Origin of the sequence: Paraburkholderia phymatum STM815, assembly GCF_000020045.1 — a bacterium.
Lineage (GTDB): Bacteria > Pseudomonadota > Gammaproteobacteria > Burkholderiales > Burkholderiaceae > Paraburkholderia > Paraburkholderia phymatum.
The window spans coordinates 1,882,417-1,904,893 of sequence record NC_010625.1; the positions used below are offsets into that span (position 1 = coordinate 1,882,417).

The following is a 22,477-nucleotide window of genomic DNA, read 5'->3' on the forward strand; positions in this document are numbered from 1 at the left end:
ATGGATGCTGCGATTGTCAATTAAGTTTATCGCCTGGACAATCGTGTGCGATTCCGCTTATGCCGCACGAGGAGACACAGCCCATGACATCGACACCAGACGCCGCGCCCGTCAATTGCGAATTGCGCGGCAATCTGCTGCTCGTCACCGTCGACAACCCGCCCGTGAATGCGCTGGGCGTGGAGGTGAGGCGCGGCCTCGTCGCCGCGATCGAGGCTGCCGAAGCGTATGCGGTGGCGAAGGCGGTGCTGATCGTCGGCGCCGGACGCAATTTCATTGCGGGCGCGGATATCCGCGAGTTCGGCAAGCCGCCGCAGATGCCGACGCTGCCCGACGTGTGCAACCGCATCGAGGCATGCAGCAAGCCCGTTATCGTCGCGATTCATGGCGCCGCGCTGGGCGGCGGACTCGAGATCGCGCTGGCGGCGCACTACCGGCTCGCGGTGGCGGGCGCGAAACTCGGCTTGCCCGAAGTGCTGCTCGGCCTGTTGCCGGGCGCGGGCGGCACGCAGCGGGCGCCGCGCCTGATCGGTGCCGAGGCGGCGTTGTCGCTGATGCTGAGCGGCAAGCATATCGGCGCGCAGGACGCGCTGAAAATGGGGCTCGTCGATCGTGTCGGACAAAGCGACGATGTGCTCACGGAAGGCCTCACGTACGCGCAGCAGTTGCTGAGCGAGCATGCGCCCGTGCGGCGGACGCGCGATGCGCAGGGGCTCGCCGACACGGACGCGGGCGCGGCTGCGATCGCCGTTGCGCGCGCGGATACTGCGAAGAAATCGCGCGGCCTGCTGTCGCCGCTAAAGATCGTCGATTGCGTCAACGCAGCGTTGACATTGCCGTTCGAAGACGGTCTGCGCTTCGAGCGCGCGCGGTTTATCGAATGCCTCGACAGCCCGCAGCGCGCGGCGCTCGTCCACGCGTTCCAGGCGGAACGGCAAGTGCAGAAAGCGCCTGAAACGCGCAGCGCACAGCCGCGGCCGATCGCCTCCGCCGGCGTGGTCGGCGGCGGCACGATGGGCGCAGGTATCGCCGTCGCGCTGCTTGATGCAGGTTTGCCCGTGACGATGATCGAGCGCGACGACGCATCGCTCGCACGCGGCCGCGCGCATGTCGACAAGGTCTACGACGGCCTGATCGCCAAGGGACGTCTCACGCACGATGCCAAGGCGAAGAAGCTTGCACGATTCGCGGGCAGCACGTCGTACGATGCGCTCGCCGAGGCCGACGTCGTGATCGAAGCCGTGTTCGAAGACATGGCGGTCAAACAGGCCGTGTTCGCGGAACTGGACCGCGTATGCAAGCCGGGCGCCGTGCTCGCGACCAACACGTCGTATCTCGACATCGACGCGATCGCGGCCGGCATCGCGCGTCCCCAGGACGTGATCGGGCTGCACTTCTTCTCGCCCGCGCACGTCATGAAGCTGCTGGAAGTCGTCGTGCCCGCGCGCGTGAGCGCCGACGTTGTCGCGACCGCCTTCGATCTCGCGAAGAAGCTGCGCAAGGTGCCCGTGCGCGCGGGCGTGTGCGACGGCTTCATCGGCAACCGGATGCTCGCGGTGTATCGCGCGGCGGCGGATCATCTGATGGAAGAGGGCGCGTCGCCGTATCAGATCGACAAGGCGGTGCGCGAGCTGGGCTTCCCGATGGGACCGTATCAGGTGATCGATCTCGCGGGCGGCGATATCGGCTGGGCGACGCGCAAACGCCGCGCGTCGACACGCGACCCCAACGCGCGCTACGTGCAGATTCCCGATCGTTTGTGCGAGCGCGGCTGGTTCGGCCAGAAGACGTCGCGCGGTTTCTACCGGTATGAAGCAGGCCAGCGTGCCGGTACGCCCGATCCTGAAGTCGAGGCGATCATCGATGCCGAGCGCGAGCGCGCGGGCATCACGCCGCGCGCGTTCTCGGACGAGCAGATCGTGCGTCGCTATATGGCCGCCATGATCAACGAAGGCGCGAACGTGATACACGAGCGCATCGCGCTGCGGCCGCTCGATGTCGACGTGACGTTGATGAACGGCTTCGGCTTTCCGGCCTGGCGCGGCGGTCCGATGCATTATGCCGATACGATCGGTTTGCCTGCCTTGCTCGCGGATATCCGCGAATTCGAAAAGCGGGATCCGCTGTTCTGGAAGCCGTCGCCGTTGCTGGTGGAACTCGTCGAACGGGGCGAGACGTTTGCGAGTCTGAATCGCGCTATGTGATTCGCGCTATGCGATTCGCGCGGCGAGCCGCAGCACGGGCGTGCTGCGGCCGTTTTGCGTCAGGCGCTTGGCCTGTGCCTGAAAGCCGCCTCGCCTGCATCGGACACCTCCACCCACTTTCGGTCAGGCGGCGCGTCGTCGACATAGCTGTCGTGCCAGTTCCACCATTTGTAGGTTGGCGTCTGCGGATAGCCCTCCGGCGAGTCTTCCCAGACCTCTTGCCGGCCGAGCGGCGTGATGTCGAGATAATTCCACGTGCCGCCCATCTGTTCGTCGCCGCGATTGTTGATGAAATACGTGCGGAACACGCGTTCGCCGTCGCGATAGAACACATTCGTGCCGTGCCATTCGCCGACGCCGAAATCGGCGTCGAAGCTGTCCGTGATCGTGAACCACGGAATCTGCCAGCCCATGTGCGCCTTCAATCGCGCAATGTCCGCCTGCGGCGCGCGCGAGACGAAAACGAGCGTCGTATCGCGTGCGTTGAGATGCGCGAGATGGGCGACCTGGTCGGCCACCATCGAGCAGCCCCGGCACGCGTGTTCGGGCCAGCCGTAGACGCCCGGCTCGTAGAACGCGCGATAGACGATCAGCTGACGCCTGCCATTGAACAGGTCGAGCAGACTGAGCCTGCCCGACGGCCCCTCGAACGCATAGGTGTTATCGACGGCCATCCAGGGCATGCGGCGGCGCTCGGCGGCTAACGCATCGCGCGCGCGGGTGTGGGCCTTTTCCTTGATGAGCAACTGCTGACGCGCAGCTTCCCACTCCTGTTGCGACACCACGGGCGGCGTGTGCATCGCGGGCTGTTCGCTGCTCTTTCCGTTCTGGTCTGATGTGGACATGGCTTGTGCGACCTCCTGATTTGAACAGGCTGCCGCGCCTCGTGGATGAGGCGCGGCGGTATCGCCTGTTATGTGTCGAGAGACAGTTTGGACCGGAAAAGACAACGCCGGGAGTAACAAGTCTGGCGGCATTTCCTGGCGTCGCAGGCCGAGACGGGGTGCCCCACGGATGCGCGACTCACAACTTCGCGTCAGCGCTTACGCGCCTTGTGAGCATGCCTGAACGACGCGGCGTGCGCTCATCGCTTTCCAGTAGGTGAGGAAGCGCCCACCGAACACGCCTGCGACGACGCCCGACACCGCCGCGCTCAGCAGCACGCAGATACCGAGCGACGATAGACTCGTCGCGGTCGCCAGTTGGACACCGAGCCAGAACCTGGCTGCGAACGTGAAGACGATCAGCACCAGCGGCAACACCGAGCCTGGCAACATGACGGTGTTCGCGACGGGATCGACGATGAAGCGCGTTCGCTTCGCGATGAACACGCCGCCCGCGATGCCCGCCAGCGCGCACACCACCCAGACGATGACGGACGACCAGCCCGCCAGCGGGTCGGCGATCAGATGCAGGATGCCCCACGCCGTGAAGACGAGGGGAACGATGGCGAGTTTCGAAAGCGGCGCGGTGCCGCTGTTCATGGCCTTGAAGCCGCGTGAGAGCAGAAAGACCAGCAGCACCCAGACCCAGATCGGCGTGCCTTGAATGATGGCTGCGAGCGGCATGATGAACTCCTTTAGGCGGAATGTGCTTCGCGTTGTGACTGACGATGCGTCAGTGGACTAGATGCATCGTAGAGCTGGGAAATTAGAGAAGAATGAGGATCTTTCGGGAGTGTTCGATGAGAAAAGCCGTGCTGAACCGCAGATCGCGCCCGATGACAGTGGCACGGCGTTGCAGAACGCAGTAATGCGGGTGAAGCGCTCGGCGCGGCGGCCGAAATGGTCATTTGAAGACGACGGACGCTTCTGAGACATAAAGCGCTGCGTAGACAGCGCATATGACGTGTACCGCTTTGCTCGTGACGATTTATTGGTTCGTCGCGCGCAGGCGCGTTGCTAAAGTCGCGGCAACTTGCTACACGCATAACTATCGGAAGGCCCAAACATGAAAATCCGATTCGCTGGGGCAGTCATCATGGGGTTGATGCTCGCCATCTCCAGCGCTGTGCGCGCCGACCGTCTCGACGACATCAAGAAAGCAGGCGTGCTGCGCGTCGCGACCTTCGACAGCAATCCACCTTTCGGTTTTGTCGATCCGAAGAGCAATCAGATTGTCGGGCTCGATGTCGACTATGCGCGCGCCGTGGCGAACAAGCTTGGTGTGAAGCTGGAGATCCAGCCGACCAATCCCGCGAACCGCATCGCGTTTCTGAAGTCGGGCAAGGTCGATCTCGTGTTCGCTAACTTCACGATCACCGACGAGCGCAAGAAAGAAGTCGATTTCAGCACGCCGTATTTCGCGTCGGGCACGCAGTTCATTGCGAAGAAGGGCGTGCTGAAAACGCCGCAGCAGCTGAACAGCCTGCGCATCGGCGCGGACAAGGGCACCACGAACGAACAGCAGGTTCGCGCACAATTCCCGGGCGCGACGATCGTCGCCTACGACGACACGCCGTTCGCATTCGCTGCGCTGCGCACAGGCAACGTGCAGGTGATCACGCAGGACGGGCCGAAGCTCGTCGCGCTGCTCGCGAACGTGCCGGATAAAGGCAGCTACGAGATTTCCGCGTTCACGATTTCGAACGACTACGAAGGTGTCGGCGTGCCGAAGGGCGAGACGCGTCTGCTGAACCTGGTCGACGACACGCTCAGAGGGCTCGAAGCGAACGGCACGGCAGGCAAGATCTATGACGCGTGGTTCGGCCCGGCGAGCCGTGCGCCGCTGCCGCGTCTGTTCAAGATCGGCGACCCGCAGAAGAGCTGATCGCGCGATGAACGGGTGGCTGGAACCGAAGTACGTCGCATGGCTCGCGCACGGCTTCGGCCTGACATTGCTGCTCTGCGCATGCGCGATCGTCACGGCGACGCTGCTGGGCTTTGCGCTGGCGTTGGCGCGCAATGCACGCAGCCGCGTCGTGGCTCGTGCGGCGTCGCTCTATGTGCTCGTGTTCCGTAACTCGCCGCTTCTGGTGCAACTGCTGTTCTGGTACTTCGGCGCGGCGACGCTGCTGCCTCGATCCATGATGGAATGGCTGAACGCGCCGCATGCGATCTCGCTGGGCGTGTTCACGCTCGCATGGCCGCCGTTCGAGTTCGTCGCGGGCTGGGTGGGCCTGACATGCTATGCGACGACTTTTGTCGGCGAAGAATTCCGCGCCGGAATACGCGGTGTCGCGAGCGGGCAGCATCGGGCGGCGGCCGCGCTGGGACTCACGCCGTTCGCCACTTTCCGGCATGTCATCCTTCCCCAGGCGATCCGCATTGCGACGCCGCCGCTCGCGGGGCAATACATGAACATCGTCAAGAATTCATCGCTGACGATGGCGATTGGACTCGCGGAATTGTCGTACACGTCGCGGCAGATCGATACCGAGACCTTCAAGACGTTCCAGGCGTTCGGCGCCGCGACTGTGCTCTACATCGCGACGATTGCCGCGATCGAAGTCGCATTGCTGCTGTGGCAGCACCGCAGCGCGCACGCAGGGCCGCGGGGTGCCGTATGAGGGAAGTCGACTGGCTGCCGACGCTGCGCTATCTGATGCTCGGCACGTTTCCGCATGGACCGCTGGGCGGCGCGGCGTTGACGCTGATCATGTCTGTCATGTCGGCGCTGTTGTCCGCCGTGACGGGTCTCACAGCCGGCATCGCATTGTCGATGACGCGCGGAGCGACCCATCTCGCGCTGGTGACAATCGTGGGCTTTTTCCGGGCCATTCCCGTCCTGATGCTGATCTTCTGGACGTTCTTCCTGATGCCGATGCTGCTCCATGTCGACGTGCCGGGTCTCGCGGCCGTGGTCTGCGCACTGGCGCTGGTCGGTGGCGCTTATCTGTCGCATTCGGTGCAGGCAGGCATCGCCGCTGTCGGCGCAGGGCAACGGCAGGCGGCGGCTTCACTCGGCCTCACCTGCTGGCAGACGCTGCGCTACGTGCTGCTGCCGCAGGCCGTGCGGATCATGACACCGTCGTTCGTGAACCAGTGGGTGTCGCTGACCAAGGACACGTCGCTTGCGTACATCGTGGGCGTGCCCGAGTTCACGTTCCTCGCGAACCAGGTCAACAACCGGCTGATGGTGTATCCCGTGCAGATCTTCCTGTTCGTCGGGCTGGTTTATCTACTGCTGTGCTCGGCGCTGCAGTTCGTCGCGACGCGTCTGCTCGACGGCGCGCGGCGTCGTTCTGCACCCGCCGCCCGATCGCGCTTTACACGGTTCTCTCATGTCCAATCCGCCGATTCCTGATTCGAAGACTGCGCCCGCTTTGCCACGCCGCCGGATGCTCGGCGGCCTCGCCATTTCCGCGCTCGTTGCGCCGAACGTGAAGGCGGCCGCGCTGTTGCGTCCGCTGAGTGTCGAGCCGTGGACACAAACGCCAGGCGCGCCGATTCTCGAGCATCCCTATGGGCAGCCGTCGCCGCGCGAAGCCGACGTCGTGCGCCGCGCGGCGCGTGCGTGGCCGATGCCGGGCGCGGCTTCGTCGCTCACGCCGCTCGCGGACCTGCACGGCACGATCACGCCCAACGGCCTCGTCTACGAGCGACATCACGCGGGCGTGCCCGACATCGATCCCGATGCGCACCGGCTCGCGGTGCACGGGCTCGTGCGCGAGCCGAAGCTATTCACGATGGACGATCTGCTGCGGCTGCCGTCCGAGTCGCGCATTCATTTTCTCGAATGCTCGGGCAATACCGCGAGCGAATGGAAAGGGCCCAGCGGGTTGCCCGTGCAGCTCACGCACGGACTGCTGTCTTGCTGCGAATGGACGGGCGTGCGTCTTTCGACCTTGCTCGAAGCAACGGGCGGACTCGCGGCGTCGGCGGATGCGCGCTCGCCAGAATGGTTGCTAGCCGAAGGCGCCGATGCGTCGTCGATGACGCGCAGTCTGCCGCTCGATCGCATTCTCGATCGCGCGCTCGTCGTCTATGCACAGAACGGCGAGCGTTTGCGGCCGGAGAACGGTTATCCGTTGCGGCTGATCGTGCCGGGCTTCGAAGGCAATACGAACATAAAGTGGCTGCGGCGTCTGAAGATCGTCGATGCGCCGCTGGAGACGCGCGAGGAAACGTCGAAATACACGGGTCTGTTGCCGGACGGACGCGCGCGCCAGTTCGTGTTCGAGATGGATGCAAAGTCGGTGATCACGCGGCCTTCTGCGGGGCATCGGCTGACGGTGCATGGTTTCTATCCGATCGTGGGTCTGGCGTGGTCGGGGCGCGGTGCGATTCGCCGGGTCGAAGTATCGACGGATGGCGGCAAGACATGGCGAGACGCGTCGCTCGACGAGCCAGCACGCGATCGGGCGTTGACGCGCTTTCAATCGGGCTGGGTCTGGAACGGCGAGCCGGCTGCGATCCTGTCGCGCGCGACGGATTCGACCGGCTACGTGCAGCCGACGCGCGACGCGCTGGTGCAGGCGCGCGGCCTGGACTCGGTTTACCACTACAACGGGATCCACTCGTGGCGCGTCGACGCCGATGGAAGTGTGAAAAATGCGTAAGCCTGTGTTCAGCGCTTCCCGGCCGACCCGCCGCGCCATTGGCGTGTTTTTGTCGGCGGCATTGCTGACGGCGTGCTCGGCTTCGTTGACGGGATCGAAGACAACGGTGCTGGACGATTCGTTGCGTCGTTCAGCCGATGCGATCGGCACGCCCATCAGGGACGCCGACCTCGCAGCATGGAACATCGACGTCGCGCCCGATGGCCGCGGCCTGCCCGCAGGCAGCGGCGATGTCGCGATGGGCGGCAAGATCTTCTCGGCCAAATGCGCGGCGTGCCACGGCGCGAAAGGGGAGGGGTCGATCGGCGATCAGCTGGTCGGCGGACGCGGCACGCTCGCGAGCGCGAACCCGAAGCGCACGGTGGGCAGCTACTGGCCGTATGCGACGACCCTCTTCGACTACATCCGCCGCGCGATGCCGTACAACGCGCCGCAATCGCTCAGTGCCGACGAAGTGTATGCCGTCAGCGCATGGATTCTGAACCAGAACGGCATCGTCCCCGACGACGCGCGTCTGGACGCGCATTCGCTCGCGTCGATCCGCATGCCAAACCGCGACGGCTTTATTCCCGATCCGCGTCCAGGGCGCCTTTAGCGTGACAAGATGCGGCTTCGAAACGCCGCATCACTGGATTGAATTCAGGCAGTCTGTGCAACCGGCGCTTCTCGAGCCGCGAATTGATTCGCCGGTCGCGGCAGTCCGAGATGTGCTCGCAGCGTATTGCCGGAATACTCGGTGCGAAACAGGCCGCGACGCTGCAACTCGGGCACGACGAGTTCGGCGAACTCGCTCAGGCCGCCCGGCAGCCACGGCGACATGATGTTGAAGCCGTCCGCGCCTTCTTCTTCGAACCATTGCTGGAGCTGATCCGCGATGCTCTGCGGCGTGCCGGTCACCTGCTGGTGTCCGCGTGCGCCCGCGATGCGCAGATACAGTTGACGTATCGTCAGATTGTCGCGCCGGGCGAGATCGAGCAGCAGCCGTTGCCGGCTCTTGCCGCCATTGGTTTCGGGCAGTTCGGGGACGGGACCGTCGACGGAATAGGCCGACAGATCGATGCCACCCGACATCTTCGACAGCAGCGACAGTCCGACGGTCGGATGAATCAGGTTTTGCAATGCGTCGAATTTGTCTTGTGCTTCCTGCTGCGTCCTGCCGATCACAGGAAAGATGCCCGGCATGATCTTCAGATGCTCGGGGCGGCGACCATAGCGCGCGAGCCGCCCTTTCACGTCGCGATAGAAGGCCTTCGCTTCGTCGAGCGTTTGATGCGCGACGAAGATCACTTCTGCTGTCTGCGCCGCGAGCTCTTTGCCCGCTTCCGATGCGCCCGCCTGGATCACGACGGGCCGTCCCTGCGGCGAACGTGCGACGTTCAATGGTCCGCGCACCTTGAAGTGCTTGCCGCGATGTGCGAGCACATGCAGCTTGTCTGCATCAAAGTAAATGCCGCTCTCCTTGTCGCGGACAAACGCGTCGTCGTCCCAGCTGTCCCACAGGCCTGTCACCACGTCATGAAACTCTTTCGCGCGCTCATAGCGCTGCCCGTGGTCGGGGTGCTGGTCGAAGCCGAAGTTGTGCGCTTCCGTTTCGGTGCTCGACGTGACAAGGTTCCAGCCCGAACGCCCGCCGCTCAGATGATCGAGCGAGGCGAACTTGCGTGCGACGTTGTACGGCTCGTTAAAGGTCGTGGAAACGGTGGCGATCAGGCCAATGTGCCTCGTGACGACGGAGAGCGCGGACAGCAGCGTCAACGGCTCGAAGTGATCGGCGCGCGCCGTGCGCGACAGCGAAGACAGATTGGTGTCGCGCACGCTGACGCTGTCGGCGAAAAAGATCGCATCGAACTTCGCGCGCTCCGCAATCTGCGCGAGGTCCGCGTAGTGCGCAAAGTCGAGGCCGCCGGTGGCGTGCGTGTCGGGATGACGCCAGGCGGCAATGTGGTGTCCCGTTTCCATCAGGAACGCGCCGAGGTTCATCTGCCGTTGTTGGGTTCGTGCTTCGCTCACTGTCATGTCCTTGATCGACGTCGATAGAAATCGGGCTTTGCTTCGGATGTCACCAGGCAAGACGCCATTCGCCGATGCGCGGTTCATGTACGATCGCGCGATGACCGTCTCGGGGCGTGCCATTCGCATCGGACGCTGTCCGCTCCGTGAAATCGGCCAGTATCTGCTCGCGCAATTGCACGAAGCGCGCATCGCCGCGCTCGCGCGGACGCGGCAGATCGATTGGCGCGATCCGCTTCACGCGGCCTGGACGCGGCGCCATCGTGATGACGCGATCGCCGAGGTAGATCGCTTCGTCGACGTCGTGCGTGACGAGAATCATCGTGATCCGTTCGTGCTGCCAGATGCGCTGCAACTCGTTTTGCAGACGGCCGCGCGTGAGCGCGTCGAGTGCGCCGAACGGTTCGTCGAGCAACAGCACGCGTGGCCGGTTAACGAGTCCTCGGGCAATCGCGACACGTTGCGCCATCCCGCCCGACAGCTGATGCGGATACGCATTTTCGAAACCCTCGAGGCCCACGAGCGCGACATGCTCGGCGACGGCCTTGCGTTTCTGCTTCTGCGAAAGCGGTGCATTGCGCAACGCGGCGAGAATGTTCTGTTCCGCAGTCAGCCACGGAAACAACCGGTGATCCTGAAACACGATGCCGCGTTCGAGCGACGTGTCGCGCACGCGCTCGCCATCGACGCTAATGTCGCCGCGATAGTCGCTGTCGAGTCCTGCAACGAGGCGTAACAGTGTCGACTTGCCGCAACCGCTCGCACCGAGCACGCTGATGAATTCGCCCCGCGCGATATCGAGCGAAATGTCGTCGAGCACGAGCAGCGCGCCGCTCGCGTCGCCCTGTTGCGCGTAGCGTTTGCTGACGCCGCGAATGCGGATGCCTTCGAAAGCTGTCGTCGTCATATGCGTTACCTGATGAAGTGGTTGCGTCATGCAGCGGCGGGCTCGCGCGACGGGCGGCCGCGCCGCGCGAACAGGCGCCGTTCGATGCTGCGTGCGAGTGCATTCAGCGCCGAGCCCGTGAAACCCACGACGATGATCCCGAACAGCACGAGATCCATCCTGAACTGCTCGCTGCCGTCGATCAGCGTGTTGCCGATTCCGCTGCCTGCGACGAGCAGATACTCCGCGCCGAGCGTCGCGAGCCACGAGTAGATCAACGCCAGATAGATGCCCGTGAAAATCGACGGCAGCGCGGCGGGCAAGATCACATGGCGGGCCATCTGTATGCGTGAATAGCGGAACGCACGCGCCACTTCGACATAGCGCGGCGGCACGGCGTGAATGCCGTCACAGGTGTGCGCCGCGACGGGCAGCAGCGCGGCAAGCGAGAGGAAAACGACTTTCGCCATGTCGCCGAGACCGAACCAGACGGAGATCAGCGGAATCCACGCGAACAGCGAAATCTGCTTGAACGTATCGAAGGTCGGACCGATCAGGCGGGTGGCGATGCGCGAGAAGCCGAGCGCCGCGCCCAGCAGCAGGCCACCCGCCGTGCCGATCACGAAGCCGCTTGCTTCGCGCGCCAGCGAAGCCGACAGCGCCCGCAGCAGCGCGCCGCTCTGAATCTGCTGCCACGCTGTATGCGCGACATCGACGGGACTGACGAGCAAGCCGCTCTTCACGACATGCAAGGCCGACACGATCCACCACGACGCGAACGCGGCGAGCGGCAGGACGAAGCCTCGCCAATTGATTGCGGACAGACGTTTCCTGACGGCAGCGCTGAGCGGCCGTTTGACGGGCACATCGCAACTGCATGGCGGCGGGCCGCCCGCTTTGCGCGGCGCGAAAATGCGTGACGGCGACAACGAACGCGTGAAGGACATGACGTGTTCCCCGATCGAATGATTCACTCGCGAAAGGCGGATGGTTGGCCGCGCCGCAGCCGTGCTTCGAGCGTATCGAGCAGGCGGTTGATCGCAAAGCCGATCGCGCCGACGATCACGACGGAAGCCATCACCAGATCGAGCTGGAAGAGCTGGCGGCCATACACGATCAGATAGCCGAGCCCTTCCGAAGACGCGACCAGCTCGACGACCACGAGCGCCAGCCATGCTTTCGTGAAAGCGAGCCGCACGCCTGTTGCGAGTGTCGGCACGGCGGCAGGCAACACGATGTGTATGACGCGCTGCCAGCGGCTGTAGCCGAATACGCGCGCGACTTCATCGAACGGTGCGGGCGTATTGCGCACGCCCTGCATCGTGCTCAATGTGACGGGCACCAGTGCGGCATGCGCGATCAGGATGTACTTGAGCGGTTCGCCCACGCCGACGAGCAGCAGCAGAAACGGCAGCCAACCCAGCACGGGAATCTGCACGAGCGCATTGAACGTGGGCAGCACGTAGCCTTCGACAGTGCGCGACAGGCCCAGCGCGGCGCCGATCAGCAGGCCGCCGAGCGCGCCCACGCCGAAGCCGACGAGAACCCGTTGCAGACTGACGAGCGTGTGACGCGCAAGATCGCCGTTTGCCGCGAGCTCACGCAGTGTGTCGAATACGAACTGCGGCGGCGGCAGGATTTGCGGCGCGATCCAGCCGCGCGCACAGCCGACATTCCACAGCGCGAACAACACGGCGGGCAGCAGCCACGGCGCGAGATGCCACGCTACGGCCCGCACGCGCGGCTGTGCGGTATCCGGCACCGCGCTTGTCTGGCTGCGCGTGGCGCGCTTCGAAATTGTCGACCACTGGCCTATCGCCTTGCTCATTGCGGCCTCCGTTAACCGAGTGGTTTGCCTTGCGCGTCGTAACGCGTCCAGTAGTGTTCGAGCGACTGCGCCCGCAGCGCGTTGTCGAGATAACGCGTCTCGAACCAGCCGTCGACTTCGACGGGCTGGCGGATCAGCTTGAGCTTGAGCGCATCGCTCGCCACAGCCTTGTAGCGCGCGACAATGAACGGATCGACGAGCGGCGAATTGCGCGATTTCAACGGCTGATCGGCGAATTCGGCCTGCCACGATGCATAGCTCACGCCGCTCTTCGCCCACAACTTGAAGACGGCATCGCGGTTCGCTTCGTCGGACGACCATTGCGCGCCTTTGACGAACGCATTCACCACGCGTTGCACGATGTCGGGATGCGCGCGGTCGAAGTCATCGATCACGAGCAGATGCGACTGGCGCGTGAATTGCGGGCCGTCTTTTTGCGACTCGTAGATGATTTTCGCCAGGCCCTGGTCGCGCAGCTTGTACAGGTGATAGTCGTTGACCGACGCGTCAATGCCCTTCGACGACAGCGCGGCCAGCGAACTCGCCGAATCGAGATTGATCACGCGCAGGTCGCGTTCGTCGAGCTGGTTGGCGGCGAGCACATTGTCCGCGACGAGTTGCAGGTTGGTGCCGCGAAAGATCGACACGCGCCGGCCCTTCAGGTCCTTCACCGACTGCACGGGCGAGTCGGGCGGCACGGCGATTTTCACGCCGACGCGCACCCCTGATTCGAGCAGGATGCGCGTCTTGAGCCCGTTCGCGCGGCCCAGCACGGCGGGCAGATCGCCCTGAAACGCGAAGTCGAGCGATTTATCGGCGATCGCTTCGTTGACGGCGGGGCCCGCGCCCTTGAAGAAGAGCCATTCGACCTTGATGCCGTCGGCGGCAAATTCCTTTTCGACCAGCTGCAATTGGTGCACGGTCGCAGCCGGCGAGCCGCCGAACGTGGGCGGATCGCCCGCGCCTTGTTGCGCGACGCCGATGCGGATCACGGCGGGTTTGTCGGCGTGCGCCTGCTGCACGGTGAAAGCGAGCGCGGTGGCGAGCAGAACGGACTTCACGAGCGTGAAGGTACGTCGGGTTCGATTGGCCATTGAATGAACGTGGAATGCGGTCGGAAAAGTAGGCGGCGCAAATGCAGGTGTCGCGCGAATTTCAATGCGCAAGCGGTTTGCGTGCCGTCACGAAGATCATGCGTCGAGTCAGGTGCAGACCGCGCGGTCCGCGATGGGCCTCGAGCGCGTCGGCGAGGCGTTCGCGCAACTGCGCGACGTCCGGTTCTTCCAGTGACGACAGGAAGTTGCCGAACGAGCTTGCGCGGCTGAATGTCAGCACGTCGTCGACGTTATCGAAGGCATCGTCGATGGTGCGAATCTCGTTGAGCGTCAGCTCGAAGCCGAGCGACGACAACAGGCTTGCCGCACTGTCGCGCGTGAGCGGGTTCGGTGCGCCGATCTCCACGCGTTGCGACTGCGGGTCATCCGCGATCAGCGCGTGCAGCACGCGATGCAGATCGTGCGGAACGTCGGCGGGCATCGTCGTGAAGCCAAGGCGGCCGCCGGGTTTCAGCACGCGCCACGCTTCGCGCAACGCTTGTGGCTGGTCCGGTATCCAGTGAATGACGCTGTTCAGATACACGACGTCGAAGTGCGCGTCGTCGATGTCCGCGAGGCGTTCGGCACGCCCGACGCGCGCCGCGAAACGTCCCTGCGCGCGTTGCAGCGCACGCTCGACGCGCAGCGGCAGCGGATCGATGCCGAGCACGTCGCCTTGGGCGCCGACGCGCTGCGCAGCCGACTCCGTCAAACGTCCCGTGCCGCAACCGACGTCGAGCACGCGCTCCCCTTCGTGCAGGCTGAGCGCGTCGAGCAGTTGCAGACCGTGATTGAACTGGCGGATGCCGAGCCGATCGTATTCGTCGGCGAGCGCCGCGGAATCGAGTTGCAGGCTGGGAGCTGTCGACATGGGAATGAGGGGAGCCGTCGTTGAGCGCTCATTCTTGTCGACACGAACCGTCAGGACAAGAAAGCAATCGAGCTATTCATATGCGTCACGGTGCTTTCCTTTGAGGGTCGCGCGTGTCGTGTTCGTTATCGTGGATAAATCGGTGCATGGGTGAACGAGACGGAGGCTGCTGCGTCGGAAAGCGATCACAAAATGCGTCTGAACAGGACGAGCGCGTCGACACTTCCCTTCATGCGGTCATGCACTTGCTCTGCAAGGCGTGTGTCGAAGCCAAGGCTTCGAAGCCTGTGCACGCGTTTCTCCTGGTCGCCGATGAGTTCGACACCACGGCGGATGCGTGCATCGCACGTGCGCACGGCGCAGGCATTGTCGCCGTCTTCCATCTGCGTCTGCTCAATGAGCGCGCTCAACCTGGCGATCACGTCGAGCAATGTCGTGGGTGCGAACGGCTTCCGAAGCATCGCTGCGACGGGAATAGCTGGCGTCGTGACGAGCGCAGACATCATGATGACGGGCACTTGCAGGAACCCAGGCATGGCTCTCAGTTCGCGCACCATCGTGGGGCCGTCCATCTCTGGCATCATGACGTCCGACACGATGATCTGCGGATGGGAGATCGGCGCGAGGCGCACGGCCTCCATCCCATCATGCGCAATGATGACATCGTGCCCCGCGCTGTCGAGCACAGCGCTCAGCGCGTCACGCAGGTTGGCGTCGTCGTCGACCAGTAGTACGCGGCTCATCGAACGTTTCCGGCTTTCGATGAGCACAAACGCGCATCGCGTATTCCCGATTCACGCGTGGCTTTGCTTCGCGTGAGATCCCGGGCGCGAGTCCCCTGCGCCGCTGGCGGCGGCGCGGAAATTGTAGCTTTTACCAACGGCTCGACACGCTGCGTCAGGCTCGCGGCAAACCCGGTACGAGAAATGCTTCCCCGTGCTCGCTCAGCTGGCCAGTGCCTCGCGCTCCAGTTCACCGAGCGGAATGTGGCGCACATCCCGGCCTTTTACGACGAATACGACGAATTCGGCGATGTTCTTCGCATGATCGCCGATCCGTTCCATCGCTTTCGCAATGAACAGATATTCGAGCGCGATGGAAACGGTTTGAGGCGTCTCGTTCATCTGCGTCACGAGCCTGCGGACGAACGCGCGGAATGCCTCGTCGATCGCCTTGTCGTCGCGCACGATCTGTGCGGCGGCGACGGCGTCCATCCGCGCGAACGCATCGAGCACGCGATTCAGCACCGATGCCGCCATTTCGCCGGAACTGCGCAATTCGGCAAGCGGGATAGAAGACGTGCCGCCGTTCTCATCGATGCGCCGCAGGCGCTTGGACACCTTGCGCGCTTCGTCGCCCATGCGTTCGAGATTCGTCACGCACTTCGACATCGCCATCAACAGACGTAAATCGCGCGCGGCAGGTTGCCGGCGCGCAATGACGCGATGAATTTCTTCGTCGATTTCAATTTCGAGCGCGTTGAGTTCGCGCTCGCTGTCGCGGATTTCCTGGACCAGTGCGGGATCGTAGTCGTCGAGCAGTGTCAGGCAACGGGTGATCTGTCGTTCGACCATGCCGCCCATCGCCAGCAGATGAGTGGACAGCATGTTGAGCGCAGCGTCGAACTGACTCGATAGATGCTTGTCGGACATGGTGCGCCCCCTTTGCTGCGCAGGCGGGTGATGTTTTGCGGGGTGGTCTGCGGGTGGCGCGGTCAGCCCGCGTCCGCACGGTCGGAAACCGTATATATGGTTTCATGGTAACGGTGCAAAAATGCTTGCGCAAGCGGGTAGACAGCTACGCCTTCACGTCCCGTTGCCCGAAGGCCACTGTCTGAATTCGTGCGCTCCTGCTCGGTTTGCGTGACGCATGACGACAGGTACCGACCGAAACCCACCCCTTGCGGACAGGGCCGTCGTGAGCCTGTGCCCGATTTCAATTCAACCATCGCGTGCGTCGATGCCTGTTGATATCCCGTCAGTGGCGACTGGCTGCGCTGCGAGCAGTTCGCTCCGTCGCGCAATGGCATGTCGATTGCTGAGCCTTGGCCAGAGTTCAGTGCGCTCGCCCAACTTCATCGACGAATCCCCGGGAGCAGAAACATGGAGATTACCTATTCCTCTTGCACCCTCGGCGTGACGGCCGGCGTCGCGGACGGCAACGTCGTCGCCAATGTGCGCATCTATCGGCCAGGCGCCGAAGATATTTCCGCAGAGACGTACGAGTTCCAGGTGCCGGGGCACTTCGTGGATGGCAAAGAAGCGATCACGTTCGCAACGGAGTGGGCCAAGGAGTGGATCGACGAGCATTGCGTGTAGGCAGCGTCACATGCGCCGTCGCGCTGCTCTCGCGCAAAGCGCTGCCAGGCCCGCGACGGCCAGCATTGCAACCCCGCGATGTGTGTCGAGCCAGAGTGCGGGACTCGTCGACGAGGCCTGCGCATCGAATCGTCCGTGCACGCGATGCAGACCGCTGACGGGCTGCCACAGGTTCGACGGTTGCCTGTGCCGCGCAGGAAGCGTGTCGTCCTGCTGTGCGCCGATTCCCGTCCGTCCGAGATAGCGATCGAGCCAGCCGGGTATCCACTCGTTCGCGACGATTGCCTTGATGGACGACGAGCCTACCCAGACTTCGCGGCGCCGGTGCGTCGCGGCCCAGTAAATCGCGCGTGCCGCGACCTCCGGTTGAAAGATCGGCGCGACGGGTTTCGGCGCATGCGGCATCTCGTTCTGCGCCCATTCGAACTGCGGCGTGTTGAGCGCGGGCATCTGCACCATCGTCACATGAATGCGGCTTTTGCGATGATGCAGTTCGCAGCGCAACGCGTCGGTGAAGCCGCGTATCGCGTGCTTCGCGCCGCAGTAGGCGGATTGCAGCGGAATGGAGCGGTATGCGAGCGCCGAGCCGACCTGCACGATCACGCCATGATTGCGCGGGCTCATGCGTTTCAACGCGGCCATCGTTCCCCACACGTAACCGTGATACGTCACGTCGGTGATGCGCGCGAAGTCTCGATGTGCGAGCGCGTCGATGGGCGCAAACGCGGTGACCATCGCATTGTTGACCCAGACATCGATGGGTCCGAGGCGCGCTTCGATCGACGCAGCCGCCGCCTCGACCGCGTCGGCGTCGCTGACGTCGACCTTGATCGACAGCACGCGCACGCCTTCTGCCCTTAGCTCCTGAGCCGTTTCGTGAAGCGCGTCGGAGTCGCGCGCAAGCAGCGCGACATCGGCGCCATGCCGCGCGAATTCGAGCGCGGCGGCGCGGCCCACACCAGCCGTTGCGCCCGTGATGACCACTGTTTCGGGTTGACGAATTCCGCGCACGAGTGTGCCCTCCAAGTCGAATAAGTCGTACCTGCTGCGCTTGCGCCGTATCTACAACTCGCCGCGCGAAGCCAGCGTCGCAATCCTGTCCGCCGTGCGGCAGGCGACGGCCTGAATCGTCAGCGACGGATTCACGCCGCCCACAGTCGGAAACACGGAACCGTCGCAAATCCACAGATTGGGGATGTCCCAGCTCCGGCAGTCCGCATCGACGACGCTCGTCGACGGATCGTCGCCCATGCGCGCGGTGCCGTTCAGATGGCACGTGTCGTCGAGCTGCGCCCAGATTTGCCTGCCGCCTGCGGCGTCGAGCGCATCCGTCATGAAGCGGAGCGCATGCGCGATCAGCCGGCGGTCGTTATCGCAATAGCTCCATGTGACACGCGCGATGGGCAGGCCGTACTGGTCCTTCTCGTCGGCGAGCGTCACGCGGTTGCGCTCCTGCGGCAGTGTTTCGCCGACGATCTTCAGGCCCGCCTGGTGGTTGTAGCGCTGCATTTCGTCGAGCAGCGGCTGCCCCCAGATGCCTCGTCCGATCTGCGTCTGCGCCCAGACGACGGGCAGCGGCCCCTGGCTCATGTACGCGTAGCCGCCGAAGAAGTCCTTGCCCTTGTCCGTGTAATTCCAGTGCTCGGTAATGGCAAGCGACGGCGGCCCTTTGTACCAGCGAATTTCGTCGTCCAGCGTGCCCCACACGGCCTGATTCGACTGCACCATCAGGTTCTTGCCGACGAGGCCCGAACTGTTGGCGAGACCATCGGGAAAGCGCTCGTTGGCCGACATGAGCAGCAGGCGGGGCGTTTCGATCGCATATCCGGCCACGACGACATGACGCGCACGCTGGAACTGCCAGCTTCCTTCCCGGAAGTACTCCACGCCCGTTGCGCGTCCATCCGGGTTCACGTCGATGCGGCCGACCATCGCGAGGTCGCGGATTTCCGCGCCCGCGTGCACGGCGCGCGGAATCCACGTGACGAGCGCGCTCTGCTTCGCATTGGTTGCGCAACCGGAAACGCAGAAGCCGCGATACACGCACGGATGAGCCTTGCCGCGCGGCGCCGAAAGCGTCGCGAGCGGCGTCGGGCACCAGTCGATGCCGAGCGCGTCCGCGCCACGCGCCAGTACGAGCGCGGCGGCATTCATTTCGTGCGCGCGATACGGGTAGCGAGGCCGCCTCGGTCCCCACGGATAACGCACCGGTCCGGAGATTTTCAGCGCATCTTCGACGTACGCGTAGTAGCGCCACATCTCCTGCCAGTCGAGCGGCCAGTCCGCGCCGTAGCCCAGCAGCGAACGCGACTTGAACCACTCGGGACGAAAGCGCAGCGACACCATCGCGAAGTGCACGGTGCTTCCGCCGACCGCTTTTCCGCTGTTGTTCGCGCCCAGCACGAGCGGATCGTCGCCATCGACGATGCGTTCGTCGGTCCAGTACAGCTTCGATTGATGCGTTTCGTCGGATGCGAATTCTTCGAGCGGACGCCACCATGCACCCGCATCGAAGGCGACGACCTTGAAGCCCTGTTCCGCGAGCCGGCACGCAAGCGTGCCGCCGCCCGCGCCCGTGCCGACGATCGCGAAGTCGACTTCTTCATGCCGCGGATATTCGCGCATGGGCAGCCAGCCGCCGCGTGTGAAGACGTCGGGTGCGCGGCCCTGACGGCCGCGAGGCTGACGAAGCGCATCATCGAGCACGCTGCTTCTCCCGCATCGTTTGACCGCCGTGTGCGGTCCCCGTCTCGCGCGCTTCCCACGGATCACGGCGATTGAAGCTCATGCGCACGTATCCGCGCGGATTCGCAGGGCCGCCGAAGCCGATCGCGCTCCAACTCGACGGATGCGAGTAGAAGGTCGTGCAGATGTCGTGCAGCACGCGCTGCGTGAAGAAAAGTTGCGGCGGCATGCCTTGCCATGTGTCGCGCGACAAGGTGCCGTGTTCCAGCGCCTGCACGAGGCCGATGCGCTCGCGTTCGGCGAGATCGGAGAACGCGGCGCGGTGCCGATGCATGCTTTCGTCATTCAGCGCCGCGAGGCCGATGCGCCACGCGTCCTGCAACGCGGGCAGACGCGCATGGCGATAGCCGTCGCTCTTGCCCTTCGCGATCTTGCGATCGACCAGCGCCGCGAGGGGCACGGCGCGCTCGTCATCGGCTTGTGGAATGATCACGGCGCACAGCGCGCGCAACGTGCGCCATTGCTCGGGCGTGCACCACGCGGGTTCGTCGGAGATGCCGATCCGATTGTCGATGACAGTGCGCGTGGCGTCGTCCCATGAAGGCGTGTCGCGTTTATCGAGCACGTCATAGTCTTCATAGACAGGAAGAGACGAGGCGTTATTCATGTTCTGTCTCCCTCATGCGAAGCGCCGCGAGGCCCGCCAGCGCGAGCGCCGTGAAGCTCGGTGGCGCGGGCAGGGGCGGGCCGCCCAGAATGTTTTGCGACCAGTTGCGCCAGCCGCCCTGGCAGCGCGCGATACCGCGTGCATGAAAGAGCGCACCGACGACGCCCAGCGCCGCGGTCACGCGCAACCCGATGCGCGTGAGCCAGTGCTCGCGAGGCCCGGATAGCGCGGCGTGGGCGAGCATCGCGGCGGCGACGGGTGGAACGGTGACGGGCGCATACATCGCGCGATGCTGAAATGCGCCCCTGAAATGCAGAAGCCCGACTTCGGCAACCGTGCCTGCCAGCCCGATCGCCGCCGCGAGCGCGAGCGCTTTGCCTGCGGGCATGCCGCCCAGCCGCGGATCCACTGCGGGCTCGTTGCGCAGGCGCTCGCCGATGGCGCCCAGCGCGCCCGACAGAAGGAGCGCCATCGGTGCGCCCAATGGCGCGCCGTAGAAGAGGTTGTGCCAGCTGAACCCGCCCGGACGCTTCGTGACGTTGTAGAGATGAAATGCCGTGCCGGCGACGCCCGCCGCCGCAGCCGTGTAGTAGACGGCATGCCGGACGGAGTGTGCGGCGGGCGTGCGGTCGGCGCCGCCGTGCAATCCCGCCATCAGCGAACAGCTGGCGGAAACGAGCGGCGTGTACATCGCCGGGTTCTCGAACGAGCCGCGGTAATGCTCGACGGCGCTATCGGCGAGAGCGGAAAACGCAAGCAACGCGGAACTGTGATTGAAGGCGCGCGCGGCGTCGATGTGAACGAGTGATGCGTTTTTGTACGCGGCACGCGGCGCAATCGAAGGACGGCCACGCGTCGTTTGCGATGTGCCGCTGCGATTGGCCAGCGCGATCGCGCCGGAGGCGGCGCAGAGCGCGCCGAGCATGCTGAGCATCGTTCTCGTCATCGCGGGCCGATTGGTTGATCTGGATTTTTGCGCATCATCGTGTGCGTCCTCGCATTCATCAGGTATCGACGGCGAAGCGGCGTGCATCCTGCCGCTTCAGTTCCAGGCCGCATCCCGGTCGCGTGCAATCCGGCGCGATGCAGCCATCGGCGACACGCGGCGCGCCGTCGAATAACATCGACTCGATCCGCGCATGGTCATGAAACCATTCCTGGTGGCACAAGCCGGGCACGGCTGCCGCGACATGCAGATGCAATGCGGGCGCGCAATGCGCGGACAGCGGCACATGAAAGGCGTTCGCGAGGTGCGCAGCCTGCATGAAACCTGTGATGCCGCCGCAACGGCTGGCATCGGCTTGCAGCACGTCCACGGCGCATGCGTCGAGCATTCGCCGGAAATAGTCGGACGTGTAGCCGTATTCTCCGGCGGCAATGTTCATTCCCGAAGGCGCTGCGCGGCGGACTGCATGCAGTCCGGCGAGATCGTCGGACGAGACGGGTTCTTCGAACCACTGCACGCCGTATTGCGCGAATTGCTCGGCGTGGCGGAGCGCGGTTTTGCTGTCGAACGCGCCGTTCGCATCGACGAACAGACCCACATTTGAACCGATGGCTTCGCGCGCGATGCGCACGCGGGCGGGATCGCGCTCAGGCTCGCTGCCGATCTTGATCTTGACCCACCGGCAGCCGTCGCGATGCGCCCATGCGCGCAGTTGTTCGCGCATCTGCGAATCCGTGTAAGTGGTGAAGCCGCCGCTGCCATAGACGGGCACGGTGTCGCGCGCCTGACCGAGCAGTTTGACCAGCGGGAGATTCAGGCGCTTCGCGTGCAGATCCCACAGCGCGCAGTCGAGCGCCGAGATTGCCGTCGCCGCGACGCCATCGCGGCCAATGTTGCGCACGCGGCGCTGCATCCGCAGCCAGAGGCGCGCCAACTGCGACGCGTCTTCGCTGAGCAGTACCTCGGCAAGCGTCTGCCGGATCAGCGTCGCGACGCATGCGTCGCTGTACGTGTAACCGATGCCCGTGACATCCGCTGCGTCGACCTCGGCGACGATGAGCGTGGTCGAATGCCATTCGAATGTGCCGTCGGCTTCGGGCGCGTCGGTCGGAATCGTGTAGGCATCGGCCGCGATTCGGGTGATGGGCGCGGCGAAGCGATCCGTTGAATACGTCGAGGAAGGAGGGACGACATCGTGCATGGAAAGCGCTCGCGAGATACGACTGTGCAGGCATTGTCCTGCTCTTGAGCGCCAGCAATGGATGTACCTTACAGCGCGGTTTCGCGTGAGTAGCGCGCAGGATGGGATCAGCAGGAACCTGTTGGCAAATCGACATCGCGATGCACAGTCGGCTGCCGATGCGATGCGTTGGTAAATGTCACAACATGAGGTAATCGATACGGGGCGATCACGCATCAAGCGACAGAAGAAAACGATGCGATGCCGCTTGCGGGGATTCGCGCTCGG

General features: G+C 64.3%; 22 protein-coding genes. 7 read left to right on the plus strand and 15 right to left on the minus strand.

The genetic code is table 11. The annotated features are described in order from the left end of the window. The first annotated feature begins 83 nt into the window (after positions 1-83). Positions 84-2,204, plus strand: a complete 2,121-nt coding sequence (locus tag BPHY_RS35840) for a 3-hydroxyacyl-CoA dehydrogenase NAD-binding domain-containing protein (RefSeq protein ID WP_012406378.1) — start codon at positions 84-86, stop codon at positions 2,202-2,204. 59 nt (positions 2,205-2,263) lie between these two features. Here the strand turns inward: BPHY_RS35840 and BPHY_RS35845 are convergent, their stop codons facing one another. Both BPHY_RS35845 and BPHY_RS35850 read right to left on the minus strand, forming a co-directional pair. Next, entirely contained in the window at positions 2,264-3,049 is a 786-nt protein-coding gene (locus BPHY_RS35845; RefSeq protein WP_012406379.1) for a DUF899 domain-containing protein, read from the minus strand. A gap of 198 nt (positions 3,050-3,247) precedes the next feature. Then, entirely contained in the window at positions 3,248-3,772 is a 525-nt protein-coding gene (locus BPHY_RS35850) for a DUF6622 family protein (RefSeq protein WP_012406380.1), read from the minus strand. 382 nt (positions 3,773-4,154) lie between these two features. Between BPHY_RS35850 and BPHY_RS35855 the strand changes: the two genes are divergently transcribed. Genes BPHY_RS35855 through BPHY_RS35875 form a run of 5 tightly spaced genes read left to right on the plus strand, consistent with a single transcriptional unit; the run spans position 4,155 to position 8,299 of the window. After that, positions 4,155-4,973, plus strand: a complete 819-nt coding sequence (locus BPHY_RS35855; RefSeq protein WP_041765927.1) for an ABC transporter substrate-binding protein — start codon at positions 4,155-4,157, stop codon at positions 4,971-4,973. 7 nt (positions 4,974-4,980) lie between these two features. Beyond that, positions 4,981-5,712 (plus strand): amino acid ABC transporter permease, encoded by a 732-nt coding sequence (locus BPHY_RS35860; RefSeq protein WP_012406382.1) that lies wholly within the window; start codon positions 4,981-4,983, stop codon positions 5,710-5,712. Continuing rightward, positions 5,709-6,449 (plus strand): amino acid ABC transporter permease, encoded by a 741-nt coding sequence (locus BPHY_RS35865; protein ID WP_012406383.1) that lies wholly within the window; start codon positions 5,709-5,711, stop codon positions 6,447-6,449. The genes BPHY_RS35860 and BPHY_RS35865 overlap by 4 nt, the downstream gene beginning before the upstream one ends. Continuing rightward, complete coding sequence (soxC, locus tag BPHY_RS35870) at positions 6,427-7,704, plus strand: sulfite dehydrogenase (RefSeq protein ID WP_041765929.1); 1,278 nt, start codon at positions 6,427-6,429, stop codon at positions 7,702-7,704. The genes BPHY_RS35865 and soxC overlap by 23 nt, the downstream gene beginning before the upstream one ends. Then, complete coding sequence (locus BPHY_RS35875) at positions 7,697-8,299, plus strand: c-type cytochrome (RefSeq protein ID WP_012406385.1); 603 nt, start codon at positions 7,697-7,699, stop codon at positions 8,297-8,299. Before soxC ends, BPHY_RS35875 begins: the two co-directional genes overlap by 8 nt. Positions 8,300-8,343: 44 nt before the next feature. Here BPHY_RS35875 and BPHY_RS35880 read toward each other — a convergent pair whose 3' ends face one another. The 8 genes from BPHY_RS35880 to phoU all read right to left on the minus strand — a co-directional run bounded on the left by BPHY_RS35880 (position 8,344) and on the right by phoU (position 16,045). Next, a complete protein-coding gene (locus tag BPHY_RS35880) occupies positions 8,344-9,720 on the minus strand; it encodes an LLM class flavin-dependent oxidoreductase (protein WP_012406386.1) in 1,377 nt (458 codons plus the stop codon). A 43-nt stretch (positions 9,721-9,763) separates the two neighbouring features. Then, a complete protein-coding gene (locus tag BPHY_RS35885) occupies positions 9,764-10,621 on the minus strand; it encodes an ABC transporter ATP-binding protein (protein ID WP_012406387.1) in 858 nt (285 codons plus the stop codon). 26 nt (positions 10,622-10,647) lie between these two features. After that, positions 10,648-11,547 (minus strand): ABC transporter permease, encoded by a 900-nt coding sequence (locus BPHY_RS35890; protein WP_012406388.1) that lies wholly within the window; start codon positions 11,545-11,547, stop codon positions 10,648-10,650. Positions 11,548-11,570: 23 nt separating this feature from the next. After that, positions 11,571-12,428, minus strand: coding sequence for an ABC transporter permease (locus BPHY_RS35895; RefSeq protein ID WP_012406389.1), 858 nt, complete (start codon positions 12,426-12,428; stop codon positions 11,571-11,573). A gap of 11 nt (positions 12,429-12,439) precedes the next feature. After that, positions 12,440-13,522: an ABC transporter substrate-binding protein gene (locus BPHY_RS35900; protein WP_012406390.1), complete on the minus strand. Its 1,083-nt coding sequence runs from the start codon at positions 13,520-13,522 to the stop codon at positions 12,440-12,442. A gap of 61 nt (positions 13,523-13,583) precedes the next feature. Further along, complete coding sequence (locus BPHY_RS35905) at positions 13,584-14,393, minus strand: class I SAM-dependent methyltransferase (protein ID WP_012406391.1); 810 nt, start codon at positions 14,391-14,393, stop codon at positions 13,584-13,586. Positions 14,394-14,578: 185 nt separating this feature from the next. Further along, complete coding sequence (locus BPHY_RS39000) at positions 14,579-15,136, minus strand: response regulator (RefSeq protein WP_012406392.1); 558 nt, start codon at positions 15,134-15,136, stop codon at positions 14,579-14,581. A gap of 201 nt (positions 15,137-15,337) precedes the next feature. Beyond that, entirely contained in the window at positions 15,338-16,045 is a 708-nt protein-coding gene (gene phoU / locus BPHY_RS35915) for a phosphate signaling complex protein PhoU (RefSeq protein WP_012406393.1), read from the minus strand. 450 nt (positions 16,046-16,495) lie between these two features. Here phoU and BPHY_RS35920 point away from each other — a divergent pair, with 450 nt between their 5' ends. Then, a complete protein-coding gene (locus BPHY_RS35920; RefSeq protein WP_012406395.1) occupies positions 16,496-16,711 on the plus strand; it encodes a hypothetical protein in 216 nt (71 codons plus the stop codon). Between the two features lie 6 nt (positions 16,712-16,717). Here BPHY_RS35920 and BPHY_RS35925 read toward each other — a convergent pair whose 3' ends face one another. From BPHY_RS35925 to BPHY_RS35945, 5 genes are all read right to left on the minus strand, one after another. Beyond that, complete coding sequence (locus BPHY_RS35925) at positions 16,718-17,722, minus strand: SDR family oxidoreductase (protein ID WP_012406396.1); 1,005 nt, start codon at positions 17,720-17,722, stop codon at positions 16,718-16,720. Positions 17,723-17,773: 51 nt separating this feature from the next. Further along, positions 17,774-19,417: a GMC family oxidoreductase gene (locus tag BPHY_RS35930; RefSeq protein ID WP_012406397.1), complete on the minus strand. Its 1,644-nt coding sequence runs from the start codon at positions 19,415-19,417 to the stop codon at positions 17,774-17,776. Then, a complete protein-coding gene (locus BPHY_RS35935) occupies positions 19,407-20,063 on the minus strand; it encodes a gluconate 2-dehydrogenase subunit 3 family protein (RefSeq protein ID WP_012406398.1) in 657 nt (218 codons plus the stop codon). The genes BPHY_RS35930 and BPHY_RS35935 overlap by 11 nt, the downstream gene beginning before the upstream one ends. After that, on the minus strand, positions 20,056-20,997 hold the full coding sequence (locus tag BPHY_RS35940; RefSeq protein ID WP_012406399.1) for a hypothetical protein: 942 nt from the start codon (positions 20,995-20,997) through the stop codon (positions 20,056-20,058). Before BPHY_RS35940 ends, BPHY_RS35935 begins: the two co-directional genes overlap by 8 nt. A gap of 70 nt (positions 20,998-21,067) precedes the next feature. Then, positions 21,068-22,210: an enolase C-terminal domain-like protein gene (locus BPHY_RS35945; protein WP_012406400.1), complete on the minus strand. Its 1,143-nt coding sequence runs from the start codon at positions 22,208-22,210 to the stop codon at positions 21,068-21,070. Between the last annotated feature and the right edge of the window lie 267 nt (positions 22,211-22,477).